Below are 17648 nucleotides of genomic sequence, written 5' to 3'. Positions count from 1 at the left end.
TCATAACTCATAACTCATAACTCATAACTCATAACTCATAACTCATAACTCATAACTTTCACTCATAACTCATAACTTTCTAAATAGTGAGTATTTAGACTAATGAGATACCAACTGGCAAGGTAAAATTTACCTGTAGGTCATGCCTGATAGTAAAGAGTTAACAGTGAAGAGTTAGAGATGAAAATCATGACTCACAACTTATAACTTATAACTTTTAGTGAGAGGAATGTACTGTGGAGCAAAAGATTAACTGCGCTGTAGCCTGTGTTAATGGGTGTGTTTTAGGGGATAAATGCCCCAATACCGAGTTTAGAGAGTCAGCCGCAAAATTTATTGAAGAGACTCCCTTAGAGAAAATGCTGGAGTTGGCACAAGAACGTCTGCAAAAAAAAATGATGGAACCGCCAAAATGGGTTTTTCCTGAAGATCCATAGCATTTGAGCTAACAGGCACAAGCAAGACAGCGTGGAAGTTAAATGGTATCTGGATCTATATTTAATTCTCGCAGTTTTGCTGCCAAGCGATCGCTACGTTGTTTCTGGTGTTGTGCCACTTCTTCCGGTGTGGGAATCAGTTCTCCTTCACGAGTGTAAAAGCGTAATTTTTCTTGAACAACCCCTAAATATAAACCTAGCTGTTGACTCCATAACCAGCCTTGGGGATTTTGTTCTAACGGTTGATATTTACCATCCAGCAAATGGAACCCTGAAAATTCTAACGTTTCTGGGTCAAACCAGAAGTAATCTGGTGTGCGAAATATATCTTGGTAAATTTGTTTTTTTAAGCCTTTATCAGTGTCGCCTGTGCTATCCGAAATAATTTCTATAATTACATTGGGATATTTGCCATCTTCTTCCCAGACAACCCAACTTTTACGGGGTTTGCGTTCAGTCCCCAGTACGACAAAAAAATCTGGCCCTCGAAAATTTTTTGATTTGCGCTGGCGTGGACTGTAGTAGATGGTGAGATTACCCGATGCATAAAAATCTTTGCGATTTTGCCACAGCCACTCCAAACATTGGATGAGCAGTGTCATTTGCAACCGATGCAAGTCACTTTCCCAAGGCGGTTCGTCACTATATAAATCCCCTGGGGGAAATATAACATTTTCTGGGGATTCTAAATCTTGGGCGACAGACATAGCAACAAGTGTGTCAGTGCTATAAGTTTAACGTGAGTTCTAGGCTCTAAAAACCCCACTTCCATTCCTCTCCCCCACCTACGGTGTACACACAAGTCTCTACGTTGTTCAATAATCTGGGTTTTACCCCACCCTAACCACTGGTTAAATTCAATCAACGATCACCCGAATTCAATCAACGATCGCCCGAATTCAATCAACGATCGCCCGAATTCAATAAACGACCGCCCGAATTCAATAAACGACCGCCCGAATTCAATAAACGATCGCCCGAATTCAACAAACGATCGCCCGAATTCAACAAACGATCGCCCGAATTCAACAAACGATCGCCCGAATTCAATAAACGACCGCCCGAATTCAATATATTTATTGCATAAATTCTCAAAACCTCCCCCCAAACCTGATTTACTAAGGTTTTAGCTTTAGTTTTACCCCACTGGGGGAGAGGTCAAAATAGCACTCGTCGAACTCACGTTAATTATTCATCACCGCATCTAAAAGCACATTGGCATCAAAGCGGACTACATCAGTGCAAGGTAGCCCCGTTTCTGCTATTGTTTGAGCGATGCTTTCCTGAGCCGCAGATTCATCTAAATGGGCTGTGTTCAATGCTATACCCGCTACAGAAACACTTCCAAAAGCACCACCAGCATTAGCAACAGCTTCATAAAGCCGAATCACCTCTGGTAAAGGTGGAATGATGACATGGGGATGATTGCGGACATGAACTTGTCCCGCCCGATGTACTAATATTAGTTGGGTTGGTTGCGAACCACGGATTAGGGGTAGAGTTGCTGTTGAACCAGGGTGTAGCAGCGAACCTTGTCCTTCAATATGCAAGATGTCGTAGTTTTTGCCATAGCGCATGACTATTTGTTCCACAGCACCCGCGGCAAAGTCTACCCGCACGGCATCTAAAGCCACACCGTCTCCTTCTAACATAATTCCAGTTTGCCCTGTGGCAAGGAATTTAGAACGCCAGCCCCGCAGTTTTGACGCCCAATGTAACTCTAGGCTAGTTGACATTTTACCAATTGCCATGTCGGTTCCCACTGTCAACACCCGCCGACACGGAAGAGTACGTGCCATTCCACTAGCAACACTAATATTAGATGGCTCTTTGCGGACATCCCAAATTAGTTGCCCTGGTTTGAGCAGTGCATTTAATTCTGGGATACTTGCCATTGGTGTATGTAAACCATTCACTAAAGACATTCCCGCTTCTAAAGCTTCTTTGATTTCTAGCCAGTAATCATCTGGTACAGCACCACCTCCTGGAGCAATACCAATTACTAAAACTTCCGGTTTGTACTCTAGGGCTGCGGCTACCGATGCCACAATCGGCAGATCGCGCTTGATACCTGTTAATTCTGGTAGAGATTTACCAGCACACTCGCGATCGATTACGGCTACAATTGGGGCTTCACTGTAACGTAAAATTGCTAGCCCTGTTTTGCCGTGAGTCCCAATAGTCCCTTCATGTAGCAAGATAGCTACTCGTTGATTAAGTGGTAGACGCACTGTGTTGTACTCCCAAACCTGGTAAATCGTTTGGCAAAACTTTTCCTTGTTTTAGCAATGCACCCGTAAAAGGGTCATCAATTAAGTTCAGGTGACTGTCTAAATCTAAATAATCAGCTAGTGGCGCTAGCTGTAATGCTGCTGTATTAGCTAGCGAACTGTCAGAATAGCAACCGAACATTACTTGCAACCGATATGCTCGTGCTGTATGTACCATTCGCATTGCCTCTGTTAGCCCCCCTGATTTCATTAGTTTGATATTAATGCCATCCACGTAATTTGCCAAATCGGCAATATCAGCGCTGGTGAAACAACTTTCATCGACAAAGATAGGTAGGGGAGAGTGTTGTTTGAGTTTTGCTAAACTTGATTCCTCTCCCCGTGGCAATGGCTGTTCTACATACTTTATACCTAAATCAGCCAGCCAATTGCACATGGCGATCGCATCTTCTAAACTCCAACCCCCGTTGGCATCAACAAAAAATTCTAGTTCGGGTGCTTCTTCTCGCACTGCTAAAAGCATTTTTTGATCTGCATCTATGCCATCTGGGCTACCTAGCTTCACCTTAAAAAGACGGACATCTGTAAATTGTAACCAGTCTCGCGCTCTCGCCCTAGCGCCTTCAGGTGAATTAATCCCAATTGTGACTGAAGTCGGGACTATTTGATTGCGATCGAGTCCCCAAAGTTGCCACAAGGGTAATCCTACGCACTTACCCAACCAGTCATGCATTGCCATATCCAAGGCAGCTCTTGCAGCAGAAGGAATTTGATTTTGTATTAAAACTTGCTCAATTTCCTGACGTTGTAAGGGACTGAATGCTTGTAACAGAGGCACAACTTGCTCTAGAGTATCTTTGATTGCATCAGTTGATTGCCGATGATTACCCACACCAAATGGCGATGCTTCCCCCCAGCCTTCGATGCGATCGTGTGAAATTCTCACCCATACATTTGTTGTCTGTGCCGTTGTACCTCGACTAATAGTCAGCGGAAATCTCTTGTTTACTGTAAATAATTTTACATTTATTTGCATACTTATTTTACATATTATGTTATTGCAAAAGCCAGTGTAAGTTCAAAATTTAGATTATCGGATACATCTGTTATACTTTTTTACATTCATTGATTAACGACTAAAGTTTTTATAGATTATTTTTATTTATGAACAACTTAAAGAAATGGAAGATTTTAAAATCAAAAATGGTTTTAGATAATCCTTGGTGTCAGGTAAGGCAAGATGAAATAGAATTATCAAATGGTAAAATTATAGATGATTATTTTGTCAGTATTAAGCCTGACGTTGCGATGGTTTTACCTATCACTAGTAATAGAGAAATTATTTTTGTCCGGCAATATAGACACGCCGTAGGTGAATTTTTCTTGGAACTGCCAGCAGGGAATTTCGATCCGACAAAAGAGAGTGCAGAAATAGCAGCAATTAGAGAACTGAGAGAAGAGACTGGTTATATTCCCCAAAAATTTAAAAAAATTGGAACTTTATACGATAAGCCGAGTAAAGATACCAATAAAATACATTTATTTTTAGCAGAAAATGCGAGCAAAGTCGGAGAGCAACAACTAGATATTACAGAAGATATTGAAGTCGTATTAATTCCTGTAAAATCAATTTTAGAGAAAATTATTCAGGGAGAAATTTCTGTTGCTGGAACTGTAGCTGCTCTCTTTTTAGGTTTAAAATTAATTAATTATTAATAATCATTATACCTCTTTTCTGTTGAAACAAATACTTGATACGAATTGCATTGTGAAACTTTTACAGCAACTTTTTGTGGACGTTAGAGTATAGAATAATATTAATAAAGTTTCCATATAATGTCCTTGTAAGAATAATGTACAGAATTTTTCTGTATATAACTGTTACTATGCTAAAGATAGAGGGCAAGTAGCTAAATTCAAATTGGTGGTTTGTAACGTGGATGTTCTAATTGAGTCAACAAGAAGCTTTGAAAAGGATCTTGGCAAGCTGAGTGAAGAGGGAAAAGCCGCAACGATTAAAAAGATTAATGATTGTGCTAATCTCTTCCCAACTAAAAATGCTGACGTTTATCGTAAGTTGCGTCGTCTTCCTCTACCGTCAGATATTAATGGCTATGAATCTTCACTCTACACACTAAGGGTTTCGCAGAAACTAAGGGTGATTTTGACAGTTGACGAAGATCCAATTTTTGGGCAAGTTATTTTTACTCTTTTTCGAGTGGTCAAACACGATGATCTTGATAAGGCATATAAAAGTGTGGCAGAGTCTTTGTATCAAGAATTACTCCACCACAATCAAGAAACTGCCCGGATTTCGTAAGTTGGTTTATGGCACAAACCCTTACTCTGTGTGATGAATACGGCATTATTTATCAAGCTATGAAGATTTTGCCAGATGACGAGCTAAAGATTGCTTTTCTTGAAGCTTTGGCAGAACTTGAAGATAATGAGTGTCACAGAACAAGAAAATTTCCAAAAACGAGGCTGCACAAAGTAAAAGGTGTGAAGCAGGCAGTTTATCGTGCTGATATCGATAAAGTCTCAGGTTGGCGTATCCATGTTCAATATATTAATGGGCAAATTCATCTCAAGGATATTATTGAGGGGCAAAGACACGATGATGTAATTGAGGTGATTAAATCTAAAAAGGCACGCTATGATTAATTTTCAGTCTGAAATGGTGTCTTACTCAAAAAAAATATTTGCACCGAAATGCTCCAATATGGTCGGTTAAGTTGCAGAATTTGTCTGCAACTGGTGAGCTTTGTCGTTAGTTTTCGGTAGCGAGTTTGAGTATGCACGTCAGCTAATTTTTAGTTTTCTACCTTGCCCATTGCTGCAAGATGTAAGCATAAAAAGCCTCTTTATCTACCTTATCCATTGCATACATTTTCCGACCACCAGGAACTACTTTAGTACGCCCTTGACTAAGACCAGTGGTGATAATTTCTGTTTCCCATTCGCGCAATTGATAAAATTCTGGATGTCCTAGATAAGCTGTTGCCAACACATCCCAAAAATAATAATCTTGAGGAATAACCAGTGCATAACATTGTCCGGCTAAATCAGAGATGGGATAGTGGCGTTGTCGTCCCATTTTGTATACTAACTCCGATGTGACTGGGACATTGTTAGTCAAATCTAAAGGACACATAATAATTTCAATTTGGGTTTGCCATACCCGCGCTGCTGAAACAGCATCCCAATAAACATTCCATTCGGCGGAACCATCTTGTCCTGCTTCCAGACTTTTTTCCACATTACCGCCAACATTCAACGCACCCCCCATCCAAACAATTTTGTGAATCTTGGCTTCAATATCTGGTGCTTTGTCCAAAGCCACTGCAACCGTCGTTAACGGGCCAGTTACCATCAACGTTACGGGGTCTGATGCGTCACGTAACACCTGTATCATGAAATCTTGACCTGTTTCGGCAACTAATGGCGTAGTGATAGTTTCGCTTTGATTGAGAATGGGGAGATGGTCAACGATAAACGAATCACGGCGATAGAGAGTAGGAAATGGATTGATTCCGCGCACAGTGCTTTCTGCCACCGGGATATGAGAAAATCCCATCAAATCTATAATTTTACGTGTGGCGCTAACAGCCGGTTGAACGTAGCAATCTGCTGGAGTGACAACAACACCAAGGAGTTCAATATGCTCCATCGTCAACAGCAGCATAGTTGCCAGATAATCATCTACACCGCCATCGTGATCCATTAATACAAGTTGTTTTGTCATAAAAGGAGAATTATATGGATGAGTTTATGGAAGTTGCAATTCAAGAAGCAAAACAAGGCAGACAAGAAGGGGGAATTCCTATTGGTTCGGTTCTTGTCAAGGATGGCAAAATTCTCGGCAGAGGACACAATAAACGCGTGCAAGATGCCGATCCTGTTACCCACGCCGAAATCGATTGTCTCCGCAATGCTGGAAGAGTTGGCAGTTATAGAGGTACTACACTCTATTCAACTTTAATGCCGTGTTACCTATGCGCTGGGGCAGTAGTACAATTTGGCATTAAAAAAGTCATTGTTGGAGAATCTAGAACTTTTCCTGGTGCTAAAGAATTTATGGTATCTCACGGTGTGGACGTTATCGATCTTAATCTTGACGAATGCGAACAAATGATGAGTGAGTTTATTGAAACTAACCCCGAACTTTGGAATGAAGATATTGGTAAATAGTCATTTGTCATTTGTCATTTGTCATTAATTATCTATCCTCCTCTGCTCCTCTGCTTCCTACTACCCACTATCCATTTTTTAAGGATAGATATTTTAAAATCAGCCAGTAGCAAGAGTAATGTGATGCCAGAAAATAGTCACTGCGTTTACTGTCTTGAAATAGACATTTAATTTCAGAAGGTATGGAATCAAATTTGAGAACGAAACCCCAGATACAATTGAGCAAAACTATCATATCATGTCCGCATAAGTAGTTATGATTTAGATAGCTATTGCACCTCTAAAATCATAGCGATCGCACTATCTGTCTGAAGTCCAGCAAATTAGGAAAATATTGATAATACTTAAGAAAGAAGCTACTAATTATTTTATATTACACAATAATTTTAGTTACTATAACTAGCTAAAATTTAAAAGTGTGAAAATGGCAAATTTAACTGAATTTTCCTTATTTGCTCCTCGCAACAAAGGAGCAGCTTTAATTGGGTCTTTTTCAGATTGGAAAGAAATTCCCATGTCAAAAGGTGAAGATGGTTATTTTCGCACGAAAATAAAATTAGAAACCGGTGTTTATCAATATAAATTTCGCATTCAAACCAAAAGCCCAAATTTTGCAGTTGATGAATGGATAGATATCATCGATCCTAAAGCGACAGATGTTGATGAAACAGAAAAATACGGCATAGTACGCATTCAAGATGGACAACGCATTGTTGATAATTACCTTTGGCAAAACAATGAAATGCTGTTGCCTGATAACCGAGAATTAGTCATATATGAAATACACGTTGCCGATTTTACTGGTGATGAAGTTGATTCTAACGAGCGAGGCAAATATTTAGGGATAATTGCTAAGTTAGATTATCTTTGCGAATTGGGAATTAATGCAATTGAATTAATGCCAGTTAATGAGTACCCTGGTGATTATAACTGGGGCTATAAAGTTCGCCACTTCTTTGCTACAGAATCTAGTTACGGTTCAACAGAAGATTTAAAGCGGTTGATTGACGAGTGTCATGGTAGAGGCATTCGCGTCTTTATGGATGGAATTTATAACCATACAGATGAAGAATGCCCTTTAATACTAATTGACCGAAATTATTGGTATTACGAACACAAACATTATCCTGAAGACCCAGATAATTACTGGGGGCCAGAGTTTAACTATGATAATTACGACAAAAACTTAAATATTAAACCTGCATGGGAATACGTCGGCGATGTGGTAAAATTTTGGATTCAGGAGTATCACATTGATGGAATTCGCTTTGATGCAGTGCGGCAATTGGCTAACTTTGAATTTTTCAACTGGCTGACTAAGGAAGCGAAAAATTATGCTGCGCCCAAACAGTTTTACAACATTGCTGAACACATTCCCGATACAAAGACTGTAGTCCAGCCAGATGGCCCATTAGATGCTTGTTGGCATGAGAGTTTTCGCTACTTTCTAGTTCCATATATTTGTGGGAAATCATTTGAATTAGAACAACTCAAGCAGATTTTAGATCCCAAACAGCAGGGTTATGCGATCGCTACCAATGTAATTAATTATTTGGCAACCCACGATCGCGAACGTCTATTACGAGAATTAGGCAATTGCGGCATCTTTGACGCTGCCGCATTTGAACGAGCTAAGTTAGCTGCTGCTGTGTTAATGACAGCGATGGGTATACCGATGCTGTGGATGGGAGAAGAGTTTGGCGAATATCAGCAAAAAAGCGAAGATGTGACTAAGCCGCGCAAGGTTAATTGGTCTTTATTGTCAAGCGGCCAGAATCATGATTTATTTGAGTATTATCAAAAGTTGATTGCTCTACGCCAGCAAAATCCAGCTTTGCAAAGTGACAATATTAAGTTTTTCTACGAAAATGCAGCTGAGAAAGTGCTGGCTTACACCCGTTGGGATGAGCAGAATTCTCATGTCGTCATCGTGGTAAATTTCTCCGACCAAAATCTAAATCAATATAAAATTTCAGACTTTCCAACTGCTGAGTATTGGCGAGATTGGGTTAGCAATCAAGAAGTGAAATCTAAAGAGGATGGTTTAGTTACTGACTTATCAAGCTATACAGCTAAAATATTTGTTTCAAATTCACAGTAATGTAGTCTGTAGCTCGTTAATGTCAAAAGGTTATAAATACATTGTCGCAAGCAGTGCGATCGCTCGTCAAACAAACTGCTTGCGTCGCAACACAGTAATAAGACTAGCGATGGGAGCAACAGCAAATAAAATAATATCGTGTCCAATTGGATCAGCCCAAAACCCAGATTGTAGAGACGCGATTTATCGCGTCTTGAAAGACCAATCATCTACTGTGAACAAGGCGTTGGGCAGTATTAACAGGAGGCTTTAATGGTAATTGTTGACAATTTGCGCTTTCCTTTGACGCTTTTCACAGCACTAGGCTGTGCGCTTGTAGCTGGCGTCTTCTTTGCCTTCTCGACTTTCGTGATGAATGCCCTTGCACGACTCCAGCCAAAGGAGGGCATTATCGCCATGCAATCGATCAATATCACTGCGATCAATCCGTTGTTCATGTTGGCACTCTTTGGAACAGCTATGGCTTGCATCTTTCTAGCGATTTCCTCGGTGTTAAAGTGGCATCAACCTGGTGCTGCCTATTTGCTTGTCGGTAGCCTCCTGTATCTGATTGGCACCGTTCTAGTGACGATCGCATTCAATGTACCGCTGAATGATGCCTTAGCGATCGCCAAACCGGATAGCACTGAAGGCGCGAACCTATGGGCTAGATATCTTACCAATTGGACGTTCTGGAACCACGTTCGGACAATAGCGGCACTTGCGGCAGCGTTGACGATTGCACTGGGCGATCGCACGGTGAAATAGAAATGATCAATATGTATGATACCCTTTGCTTGGCAAAATGAAGCTATATGAGTATTCAAGCAGCATACGATAATTGGTCAGCCACATACGATGCTGACGAAAATCTGACGCGCGATCTCGATCGAATCGTCACCAGAGAAACCTTGATGGGTTTGAAGTGTAAATCAGTTGTAGAAATTGGCTGTGGCACAGGTAAAAATACGCTTTTACTTTCACAAATTGCTCTGAAAGTGTGTGCGATCGATTTTTCAGCACAGATGATCGAAAAGGCAAAAGAGAAAGTGAGGTCTGCGAATGTAGTGTTTATTACCGAAGACATTACTAAACAATGGACTTGTCATAATGAGTCTGCCGATTTAGTCACTTGTAATCTTGTTCTAGAACACATCGAAGACCTCAGCTTGATATTTTCAGAAGCATCTCGTGTCTTAGTTAAAGGAGGATACTTTTTCATCTGTGAGCTTCATCCATTCAAGCAATATCAAGGAATAAAAGCTAATTTTCAAAGACAGCAAGAGTCCATTGAAATTCCGGCATTTGTGCATCATCTATCAGACTTTTTTAACACAGCGAAAGTTCATGGCTTCCAATTTGAGGACTTCAAAGAGTGGTGGCATGAAAAAGATCAAAATAAACCACCCAGACTTGTATCAATTTTGTTTAGAAAGTAAATTTTTTGACTGGGTTAAAGCCTATATTTAAAGGATAAATACGACTAAAAAAATAATTTCGAAGCCGTAATTCTTGATATTTCTAATGTAGTTTTTTCAATTTAGACTTAACATATTTTTATGGAATTTCCAAAACAGGTAGAGAAAATTTCTGTCAGCGCTGACAATACTTTAACATCAGAATTCTCGAAAAAGATTTATCAGTCATTAACACAGCGAGATCCTCAGTTTATTGAATCATTGATGCCTATATGGTCATGGTTTTACCGTTATTACTTTCAAGTAATAACTGATGGATGGCATCACATCCCAACAACAGGGAAAGTACTACTGGTTGGCTCTCATAATGGGGGAATGGCTTCTCCAGATTTAATAATGATGATGTACGATTGGTTTTCGAGATTTGGAACCGAGCGTTTGGTGTATGGTCTAATGCACCCTTACGCTTGGAAAGTGAGTCCAGAAATAGCAGGATTAGCCCAGAAATTCGGAGCAATTCTTGCACATCCCAAAATGGCTAGTGCGGCTTTCGATCGGGGTGCTAGCGTTCTAGTATATCCTGGTGGACAATATGATATGTTTCGTCCTCATAGTCAACGCTATAAAATTCATTTTGCCGGTCATCAAGGCTTTGTCAAACTGGCTTTAAAACAAGAAGTCCCAATTATTCCTGTAATTTCGGTAGGCGCTCATGATAGCTTGATAGTCTTATGTGATTGCTATGATTTCGTCAAACAATTGCATCAGTGGGGATTGCCGTGGTTATATCAATTAGACCCTGGTGTTTTCCCAATTTACTTAGGTTTGCCTTGGGGCTTGTCTATTGGCCCTCTGCCAAATATTCCTTTACCTGTGCAAATTCACACTCGTATCTGTCATCCAATTATTTTTGAAAGATATGGTCAAGATGCAGCTAGAGATCGTAACTATGTGAATGCTTGTTATGAAATAGTTCAAAGTCAAATGCAAGAAGAGTTAAATAATTTGGTTAGAGATACTCAGAAATCTAGCTAATCTCATGTCCGGTTAAAGACTTATCATTAAGAGGTTGTTTGAAAAGTCGTAAAGTATACCAGAGACCACACTTCCATTCCTCTCCCCGAAACTGAGAGAGGCTTTAAAACCCCCATTTCCTTGTAGGGAAGGGGGGCTAGGGGGGTTAGGTTTCAGAGGTCTAGAAGTTACCAAAAATACTTTTCAAACATCCTCTAAGAGGGCAGGGGAGTAGGGGAGCAGAGGAGCAGAGGGGCTTTCTGCATAGATTCGGGAATTAAAACTAATTAGCCGGACTTGATATTAAACACGAATATTAGTGGCGAGGTGACGAATATGCCAGTATTTCCAAAAGCGATCGCTCCATAACTTCACTGACAAATTTATTTCCTTGCAAGTTGAGGTGAATGTGGTCGTGAAACAAACCTTGGGGGTTGGTAGTTGAATTGAAATTGGGTAAAAAGTCTATATAGTTAATTTGCTGTGCTTTGGTAAAATCACTCAAGCGCTGACGTGCTTTAATTTCGTAATCGCGGGGGCCTGGTTCACCAATTTCTCGCAGTAAAGGAGTCATCACCAGCAGAAATTTGCTGTTGGATTGGCGAGTCAAGGCTTGAATTTTAGCGATCGCCTCCAAATTAATCCCCACGCGATCGCCTGATTCTTTTTGCACGGCTTGTAGTTCAGGAATTGGCTTTTGCTTGACGATATAACGCTGCCACACTTCCACTAATGCCAGGGGAGGTTTACGATCGGGATAATTGCGATCGCGTCCTACTGGTAATGAAGTAGGAGGAGTAGCAAACAAATCATCGGTATTAATTAATAACACCACTGCTTGCGCGTTAAAATTGCCAAACTTCTCTAAATAAGCTAATTCATTCCTTGGCCCCCAAGAGTTAGCTGAAGCATTTAGCACTTCTACTTCCTGATAATTACTATTAGTGGATGATGGTAAAGAACGCATCATCAAACTAGATATTGTATTAGTCTGATCTGTCCACCAGCCACCATTAGCAATAGAATCACCTAAGAGGAGAATTCGCAGTCCAGAAGGTGCAGGTATCTTTTTTATCGGACTACCTCGCATAGAATATTCATTAATTTCAATGCGATTCCCAAAACGACGGGTACGTTGGTTAGGAGCCAACAAATAACCAATTTGCTCATCGCCAATATAAATCAGGGGATTACCAAAACCAAATAGCGATCGCAGTCCAATCTCGATTACCACAAACAATCCCACAACCACCGCCAAAATTACGCTCAGTGCTATTTTCACCTACTCACACCCTCTTATACTGAGTTGCTTTTCAATGATACTGGGGGATTGGGGATTGGGCATTGGGCGTTAGGAGTTAAGAGTTAAGAGTTAGGAGTTAAGAGTTAGGAGTTAAAGAGTTAGGAGTTAAGAGTTAAGAGTTTTATTTATCTCCTTATCTCCCTTGTCTCCCAGTCCCCAGTACCCAGTCCCCAGTCCCCAGTCCCCCCCACTTCTAAATTTTTAAAGTGAATTTAACATCATCCGCAAAGAGAAGGACTACAATCAAGACGGACAAATATTTCATGCTCCAACAACAGAGGATTAGAAGCTGTGTCCGACTTAAATCGCGGAATTATGAAATTTAAGGGTGCAGATTCCCCAAAAGTAGTCACTATCTCTACCGTGTTGCTTCTGGGATCGATCGCTGCTCTCGTAATCTGGGCGCTGCAAGCTGCCTATGCGCTAAACTAAAACCATTAGTAGTCTAGAAGGACACTTGTCTTAAACGGTTTCCGTCTTAGCCAAGTGTCCATTTAGCAACTAGTAATTAAAAAAGAATCCAGAATCCAGAATCCAGAATCCAGAATGCTTTTCCTTGGGGAATTCAAACTACTAGCTGATTGTAGACTTATAAATCTATAATTTGGATTGTTTTTAAACCCCGTGTTCATCCTCTAGCTATCGTTCTGACTCCTGACTCCTGAATTCTCTTTGATAAAAGCCCCTTTTATAACCATCAAAAATTTCAGCAAAACTTTAGATTTGAGGTTTTAGATGGAAAATTTAAATCTAAAATCCAAATTCCAGAATGTTTGAACCTTGGGGTATTTTCGCTATTTTAATTATCTGCCCCCTTTTGGGCGGATTACCCCTGATTGCATGGATAACTTACGCCCTGACGCGGAAGCAGTTATCACAAGTTGGTACAGGAAACATTAGTGTATCAGCTGCCTTTTATCATGGGGGTAAAATTGTCGGAATTCTGGCAGTGTTGTCAGAAGCTTTGAAAGGAGTTGCGGCAGTCTTACTCACCCGCATTTTCTTCCCAGATGGATCGTCTTGGGAATTGCTTGCCCTAATCGCTCTGGTAATTGGTAGATACTGGATAGGCAGAGGAGCAGGTACGACAAATGTTGTCTGGGGATTTGTCGTACACGATCCACTGGTAGCGATATTTGTATCTTTCTTTGCAGGTATTGCTTTTACAATTCTGCAATCAAGAAAGTTAGTCAAATTTGGGGTTTTGCTACTTTTTCCTTTGTTTGTGGCACTTCTGCACTTTAGCGATATTCCCAGAATACTTGCTGCTGTGGCCTTAGCTGGTTTAATGGGCTGGATTTACACCAAAATTGCTGATGATATGAAACTGCCAGCCCAAGAGGCACAAACTGAATCTCTTGCGATGTTGGAGTTTTTACGCGGCGAACGCACAATGGTTTCTCTAGATGAAGAGTTGAATGCTGCCATTGTCGGAGAAAAGGCAGCAACATTATCTCAAATTAAGCGCTGGGGCTATCCAGTGCCGAAAGGATGGGTACTAGCACCTATCGACAATCCAGAAGGGTTAACAGAATTTCTCCAGCCTTCAGAATTATCCCCTTTGGTGGTGCGTTCCTCCGCTATTGGAGAAGACTCAGAATACGCTTCTGCTGCTGGACAGTATGAAACAGTTGTAAATGTTACTAGCCAAGAGGGATTACAAGAAGCGATCGCTCAAGTTCAAGCTTCCTACAATCATCCATCTGCTGTTCAATATCGGCGCGATCGCGGCTTAAATGATACAGCAATGGCTGTGTTGATTCAGCAACAAGTCCAGAGTGTGTATTCTGGCGTTGCTTTCAGTCGCGATCCCATTACCCAGCAAGGCGATGCGATCGTGATTGAAGCCCTTCCAGGCAGCCCGACGCAAGTTGTTTCGGGAAAAGTCACACCAGAACAATATCGCGCTTTTGTCGTTGAAACAGAAAATTCTTACTCTGTACAATTAGAGGGTCAAGGACGAGTCCCACAATCATTAATCAAACAAGTTGCATATTTAGCTTACCGACTCGAAAAACGTTATCATGGCACTCCTCAAGATATCGAGTGGAGTTATGATGGGCAAACGCTTTGGGTGTTGCAATCTCGACCGATCGCCACTCTGTTACCCATCTGGACGCGCAAAATCGCCGCCGAAGTGATTCCTGGAGTAATTCACCCTTTAACATGGTCAATTAATCGTCCCTTAACTTGTGGAGTTTGGGGAGAATTTTTTACTTTAGTTTTAGGCGATCGCGCTTTAGGGTTAGATTTCACCAAAACAGCAACTCTGCATTATTCCAGAGCCTACTTTAATGCTTCCCTCTTAGGAGATATTTTTCTCAGAATGGGACTGCCGCCGGAAAGTCTGGAATTTTTAACCAGAGGAGCTAAATTAAGTAAACCCTCCTTGCAGTCAACTTGGGAAAACTTGCCAGGATTAGGGAAGTTACTGAAGCGGGAATTAAATTTAGAAAAGGACTTCAAGGAAGATTATCACAAACGGTTCATTCCTGGGTTGTCGCAGTTGGCGCAGTCAGATATAGATAGCTTGGAACCACCGGCGTTGTTGGCAAGAATTGATTTTATTCTAGAGTTGCTGCGTCATGGAACGTATTACAGCATTTTAGCTCCCTTGAGTGCTGCCCTAAGACAGGCGATTTTTCGGGTAAAAGATGGGCAAATCGATCATAGCGTCACCCCAGAGGTAGCGGCATTGCGATCGCTCAGTGCGATCGCTACAGATGCCAAGCAGGTATTGGTTGAGTTTGAGCCACAGCAAGTATTTGAACAATTAAAGCAATCCCCCGAAGGAGAGAAGATCCTCCAAGAATTTAACGAATTGCTGCAAGATTACGGCTACTTAAGTGAAGTAGGAACCGATATCTCCGTTCCCACTTGGCGGGAAAACCCCCAGATGATTCAGCAGATGTTTGTGCAGTTAATGCAGGGGAACGAACCACAAGCAGGTGCTAAAGATGCGATTAATAGTATCTTTGCTGGTAAGCGCAAACGCTCTTTTGTGCAACGGCGCGTGGATATCAAAGGGCGAGTCACCGAAGTTTATTCCCGGCTTTTAGCTGAATTGCGTTGGAGTTTTGTGGCTTTAGAGAAGATTTGGTTAGAGTCTGGTTTACTCCAGAAAACAGGCGATATCTTTTTTCTCAACTTTGATGAAGTGCGGCGTCTAATTGGAGATGAAAATTCCAGCTTAATTGAGCAGTTAGATGAGTTAGTGGAATTTAGGCGATCGCAATTTCTGCAAGATAGCGAGATTATTCAAATACCTGTTTTAGTCTACGGCAATACACCTCCTCACCCCTTAGCTCCCTCTGAACTCTACTCTGACCAAATTTTACAAGGTATTGGAGCCAGTCATGGGCAAGCCGAAGGTAGGGTGAAAGTGTTGCGAAATTTACAAGACATTCCAGAAGTCGATCGAGATACGATTCTGGTAGTGCCTTATACAGATTCCGGCTGGGCCCCATTATTATTAAGGGCTGGAGGATTAATTGCCGAAGCTGGAGGAAGACTTTCTCACGGTGCGATCGTTGCTCGTGAGTATGGAATTCCCGCCGTGATGGATGTTCGCGGTGCTACATGGCTTTTGCAAGATGGTCAACGAGTCAGGATTGATGGGTCTAGGGGTATTGTGGAATTATCTAATGATTTAAGACCCGAATGATTACCACTTCCCTGAAAGATTTGCCTGAAGAGTCGGTTTCTCACAATGCCGAAATCAAGAAAAAGGTGATGTTACGCTTCGGCGATTTACCTCACCTAACTAACTTTTCTCAAGCACGTTTTGCTCCTGGACAAACCGCACCAGCACACGCGCATCAAGATATGTGCGAGGTATTCTTTGTAGAAGCTGGTTTGGGAGTAATTCACATTGATGGTACAGAATACCCCTTGCTTCCAGGAAACTGCGTAGCCATCGAACCGGGAGAAGTACACGAAGTTGTCAATAGTGGCTCAACCGAACTTGTTTTGACATACTTTGGTTTGCGAGTCGAAAAATCGAGCTAAAGGACTTCCAAAAAATAAATTATCCAATCTTGTGGGGTGGGCATCTTGCCCGCCTTTGACTATGGGCGCTCGTATCGCCCACCCCACAATAAATAGTTGTATATTTTTTTATTTGGAAGTCCCTAATTATTCAGTTAGGATCGTTAACTAGCAATTGAGGTTAATTTGATTTTGAATAAAACACGCAGGGGGACATAACAATGTTATGTCCTTAGAAAAGTTTGCGGATGTTGCTTATAAATCAATACATTTCAGATCAAATCAAAACCCTGATGTAGAGACGCGATTTATCGCGTCTTCAAAAATCAATGATTTATTAATATACCAAGGGTGTCGCGTTGCGCATCTGACGCAAAGAATTTATACAAGCAGGACAATCACAACCAAATAAGTCGATTGCCACATTGCTTTCTTCATCATTGAACTCCAGCATGGGAGCATCTTCTTGAGAAAACTCTATTTCACGCTGATAGTTAGGAATTTGAGCCAATACAGAAGCCCTGGCACATACTAAACCCACTTTATGTTTATTGCGTATACAAGATAGACGATCTGTGCTTTTGACTCCTGGTTCTGGCTCCATAGCTTGTGCGTGATTTAGCATTACTCCCATAGAGAGAAGAGAGCTAATCAGCACTGGAGAAGAAAGCAAACTCAGTATGAATTTGTTCATTGGTTTTCTTGAAAAACAATCTCGATTGCTCAGATTATCCGATTAAATCTTACAGTGCAAGTAAATGTGTATCAGGAATAGCCCAAAATCCAGATGTAGAGATGCAATTTGTCGCGTCTTTGCAATCTAAAATTTTTATCAAAAAACCTTAACCGAACCGTATTGTCATATAATGCAAGTCTGTTTCTGATAATGTCAAAGCAGAAGTTGCTACAGACTGTGCGAAACACCGAAACGTGAAGGCAGAAGCTCTTACAGGCTGCGCGAAACACCCAAACGCGAAGGCAGAAGCT

At 41.2% G+C, this 17648-nt stretch carries 19 protein-coding genes; 12 read left to right on the top strand and 7 right to left on the bottom strand.

What is annotated here, in order from left to right:
- The first annotated feature begins 236 nt into the window (after positions 1–236).
- On the top strand, positions 237–437 hold the full coding sequence (locus RMX89_RS32955) for a hypothetical protein (RefSeq protein WP_322673224.1): 201 nt from the start codon (positions 237–239) through the stop codon (positions 435–437).
- Between the two features lie 38 nt (positions 438–475).
- Here the strand turns inward: RMX89_RS32955 and RMX89_RS32950 are convergent, their stop codons facing one another.
- The 4 genes from RMX89_RS32950 to RMX89_RS32935 form a co-directional block, all read right to left on the bottom strand.
- Complete coding sequence (locus RMX89_RS32950; RefSeq protein WP_322691918.1) at positions 476–1144, bottom strand: Uma2 family endonuclease; 669 nt, start codon at positions 1142–1144, stop codon at positions 476–478.
- 196 nt (positions 1145–1340) lie between these two features.
- Complete coding sequence (locus RMX89_RS32945) at positions 1341–1532, bottom strand: hypothetical protein (RefSeq protein WP_322691917.1); 192 nt, start codon at positions 1530–1532, stop codon at positions 1341–1343.
- 89 nt (positions 1533–1621) lie between these two features.
- Positions 1622–2668, bottom strand: coding sequence for a DUF1611 domain-containing protein (locus RMX89_RS32940; protein ID WP_322673221.1), 1047 nt, complete (start codon positions 2666–2668; stop codon positions 1622–1624).
- The gene (locus RMX89_RS32935) at positions 2652–3704 is read right to left on the bottom strand and encodes a dipeptide epimerase (RefSeq protein ID WP_322673220.1); all 1053 of its coding nucleotides are present in this window, start codon (positions 3702–3704) and stop codon (positions 2652–2654) included. Before RMX89_RS32935 ends, RMX89_RS32940 begins: the two co-directional genes overlap by 17 nt.
- 128 nt (positions 3705–3832) lie before the next feature.
- Here RMX89_RS32935 and RMX89_RS32930 point away from each other — a divergent pair, with 128 nt between their 5' ends.
- The 3 genes from RMX89_RS32930 (at position 3833) to RMX89_RS32920 (ending at position 5332) form a co-directional block, all read left to right on the top strand.
- Positions 3833–4384 carry an NUDIX hydrolase gene (locus RMX89_RS32930; RefSeq protein WP_322691916.1) on the top strand — a complete coding sequence of 184 codons (552 nt, stop codon included), beginning with the start codon at positions 3833–3835 and terminating at the stop codon, positions 4382–4384.
- Between the two features lie 220 nt (positions 4385–4604).
- On the top strand, positions 4605–4988 hold the full coding sequence (locus RMX89_RS32925) for a hypothetical protein (RefSeq protein WP_322673218.1): 384 nt from the start codon (positions 4605–4607) through the stop codon (positions 4986–4988).
- A gap of 8 nt (positions 4989–4996) precedes the next feature.
- Positions 4997–5332, top strand: a complete 336-nt coding sequence (locus RMX89_RS32920) for a hypothetical protein (protein ID WP_322673217.1) — start codon at positions 4997–4999, stop codon at positions 5330–5332.
- Between the two features lie 157 nt (positions 5333–5489).
- Here the strand turns inward: RMX89_RS32920 and RMX89_RS32915 are convergent, their stop codons facing one another.
- Entirely contained in the window at positions 5490–6413 is a 924-nt protein-coding gene (locus RMX89_RS32915) for a nucleoside hydrolase (RefSeq protein WP_322691915.1), read from the bottom strand.
- A 14-nt stretch (positions 6414–6427) separates the two neighbouring features.
- Here RMX89_RS32915 and RMX89_RS32910 point away from each other — a divergent pair, with 14 nt between their 5' ends.
- From RMX89_RS32910 to RMX89_RS32890, 5 genes are all read left to right on the top strand, one after another.
- Complete coding sequence (locus RMX89_RS32910; RefSeq protein ID WP_322686564.1) at positions 6428–6859, top strand: nucleoside deaminase; 432 nt, start codon at positions 6428–6430, stop codon at positions 6857–6859.
- A 424-nt stretch (positions 6860–7283) separates the two neighbouring features.
- Complete coding sequence (locus RMX89_RS32905; RefSeq protein ID WP_322691914.1) at positions 7284–8960, top strand: alpha-amylase family glycosyl hydrolase; 1677 nt, start codon at positions 7284–7286, stop codon at positions 8958–8960.
- A gap of 396 nt (positions 8961–9356) precedes the next feature.
- Positions 9357–9707, top strand: coding sequence for a DUF1772 domain-containing protein (locus tag RMX89_RS32900; RefSeq protein WP_322686562.1), 351 nt, complete (start codon positions 9357–9359; stop codon positions 9705–9707).
- Positions 9708–9754: 47 nt separating this feature from the next.
- Positions 9755–10378, top strand: a complete 624-nt coding sequence (locus tag RMX89_RS32895) for a class I SAM-dependent methyltransferase (RefSeq protein WP_322691913.1) — start codon at positions 9755–9757, stop codon at positions 10376–10378.
- A gap of 120 nt (positions 10379–10498) precedes the next feature.
- Complete coding sequence (locus tag RMX89_RS32890) at positions 10499–11392, top strand: lysophospholipid acyltransferase family protein (RefSeq protein ID WP_322691912.1); 894 nt, start codon at positions 10499–10501, stop codon at positions 11390–11392.
- A gap of 295 nt (positions 11393–11687) precedes the next feature.
- Here the strand turns inward: RMX89_RS32890 and RMX89_RS32885 are convergent, their stop codons facing one another.
- Complete coding sequence (locus RMX89_RS32885) at positions 11688–12653, bottom strand: SGNH/GDSL hydrolase family protein (RefSeq protein ID WP_322691911.1); 966 nt, start codon at positions 12651–12653, stop codon at positions 11688–11690.
- A 312-nt stretch (positions 12654–12965) separates the two neighbouring features.
- Between RMX89_RS32885 and RMX89_RS32880 the strand changes: the two genes are divergently transcribed.
- The 3 genes from RMX89_RS32880 (at position 12966) to RMX89_RS32870 (ending at position 16682) form a co-directional block, all read left to right on the top strand.
- Positions 12966–13106, top strand: a complete 141-nt coding sequence (locus RMX89_RS32880) for a hypothetical protein (protein ID WP_190240958.1) — start codon at positions 12966–12968, stop codon at positions 13104–13106.
- A 337-nt stretch (positions 13107–13443) separates the two neighbouring features.
- A complete protein-coding gene (locus RMX89_RS32875) occupies positions 13444–16338 on the top strand; it encodes a glycerol-3-phosphate acyltransferase (protein ID WP_322691910.1) in 2895 nt (964 codons plus the stop codon).
- Complete coding sequence (locus RMX89_RS32870) at positions 16335–16682, top strand: cupin domain-containing protein (RefSeq protein WP_322673208.1); 348 nt, start codon at positions 16335–16337, stop codon at positions 16680–16682. The genes RMX89_RS32875 and RMX89_RS32870 overlap by 4 nt, the downstream gene beginning before the upstream one ends.
- 316 nt (positions 16683–16998) lie before the next feature.
- Here the strand turns inward: RMX89_RS32870 and RMX89_RS32865 are convergent, their stop codons facing one another.
- Complete coding sequence (locus RMX89_RS32865) at positions 16999–17355, bottom strand: hypothetical protein (RefSeq protein WP_322673207.1); 357 nt, start codon at positions 17353–17355, stop codon at positions 16999–17001.
- Positions 17356–17648 lie beyond the last annotated feature (293 nt).

This window comes from Nostoc sp. DedSLP04 (genome assembly GCF_034530775.1).
Classification (GTDB): domain Bacteria; phylum Cyanobacteriota; class Cyanobacteriia; order Cyanobacteriales; family Nostocaceae; genus Nostoc.
This window is presented reverse-complemented; position numbering and strand designations above follow the sequence as displayed.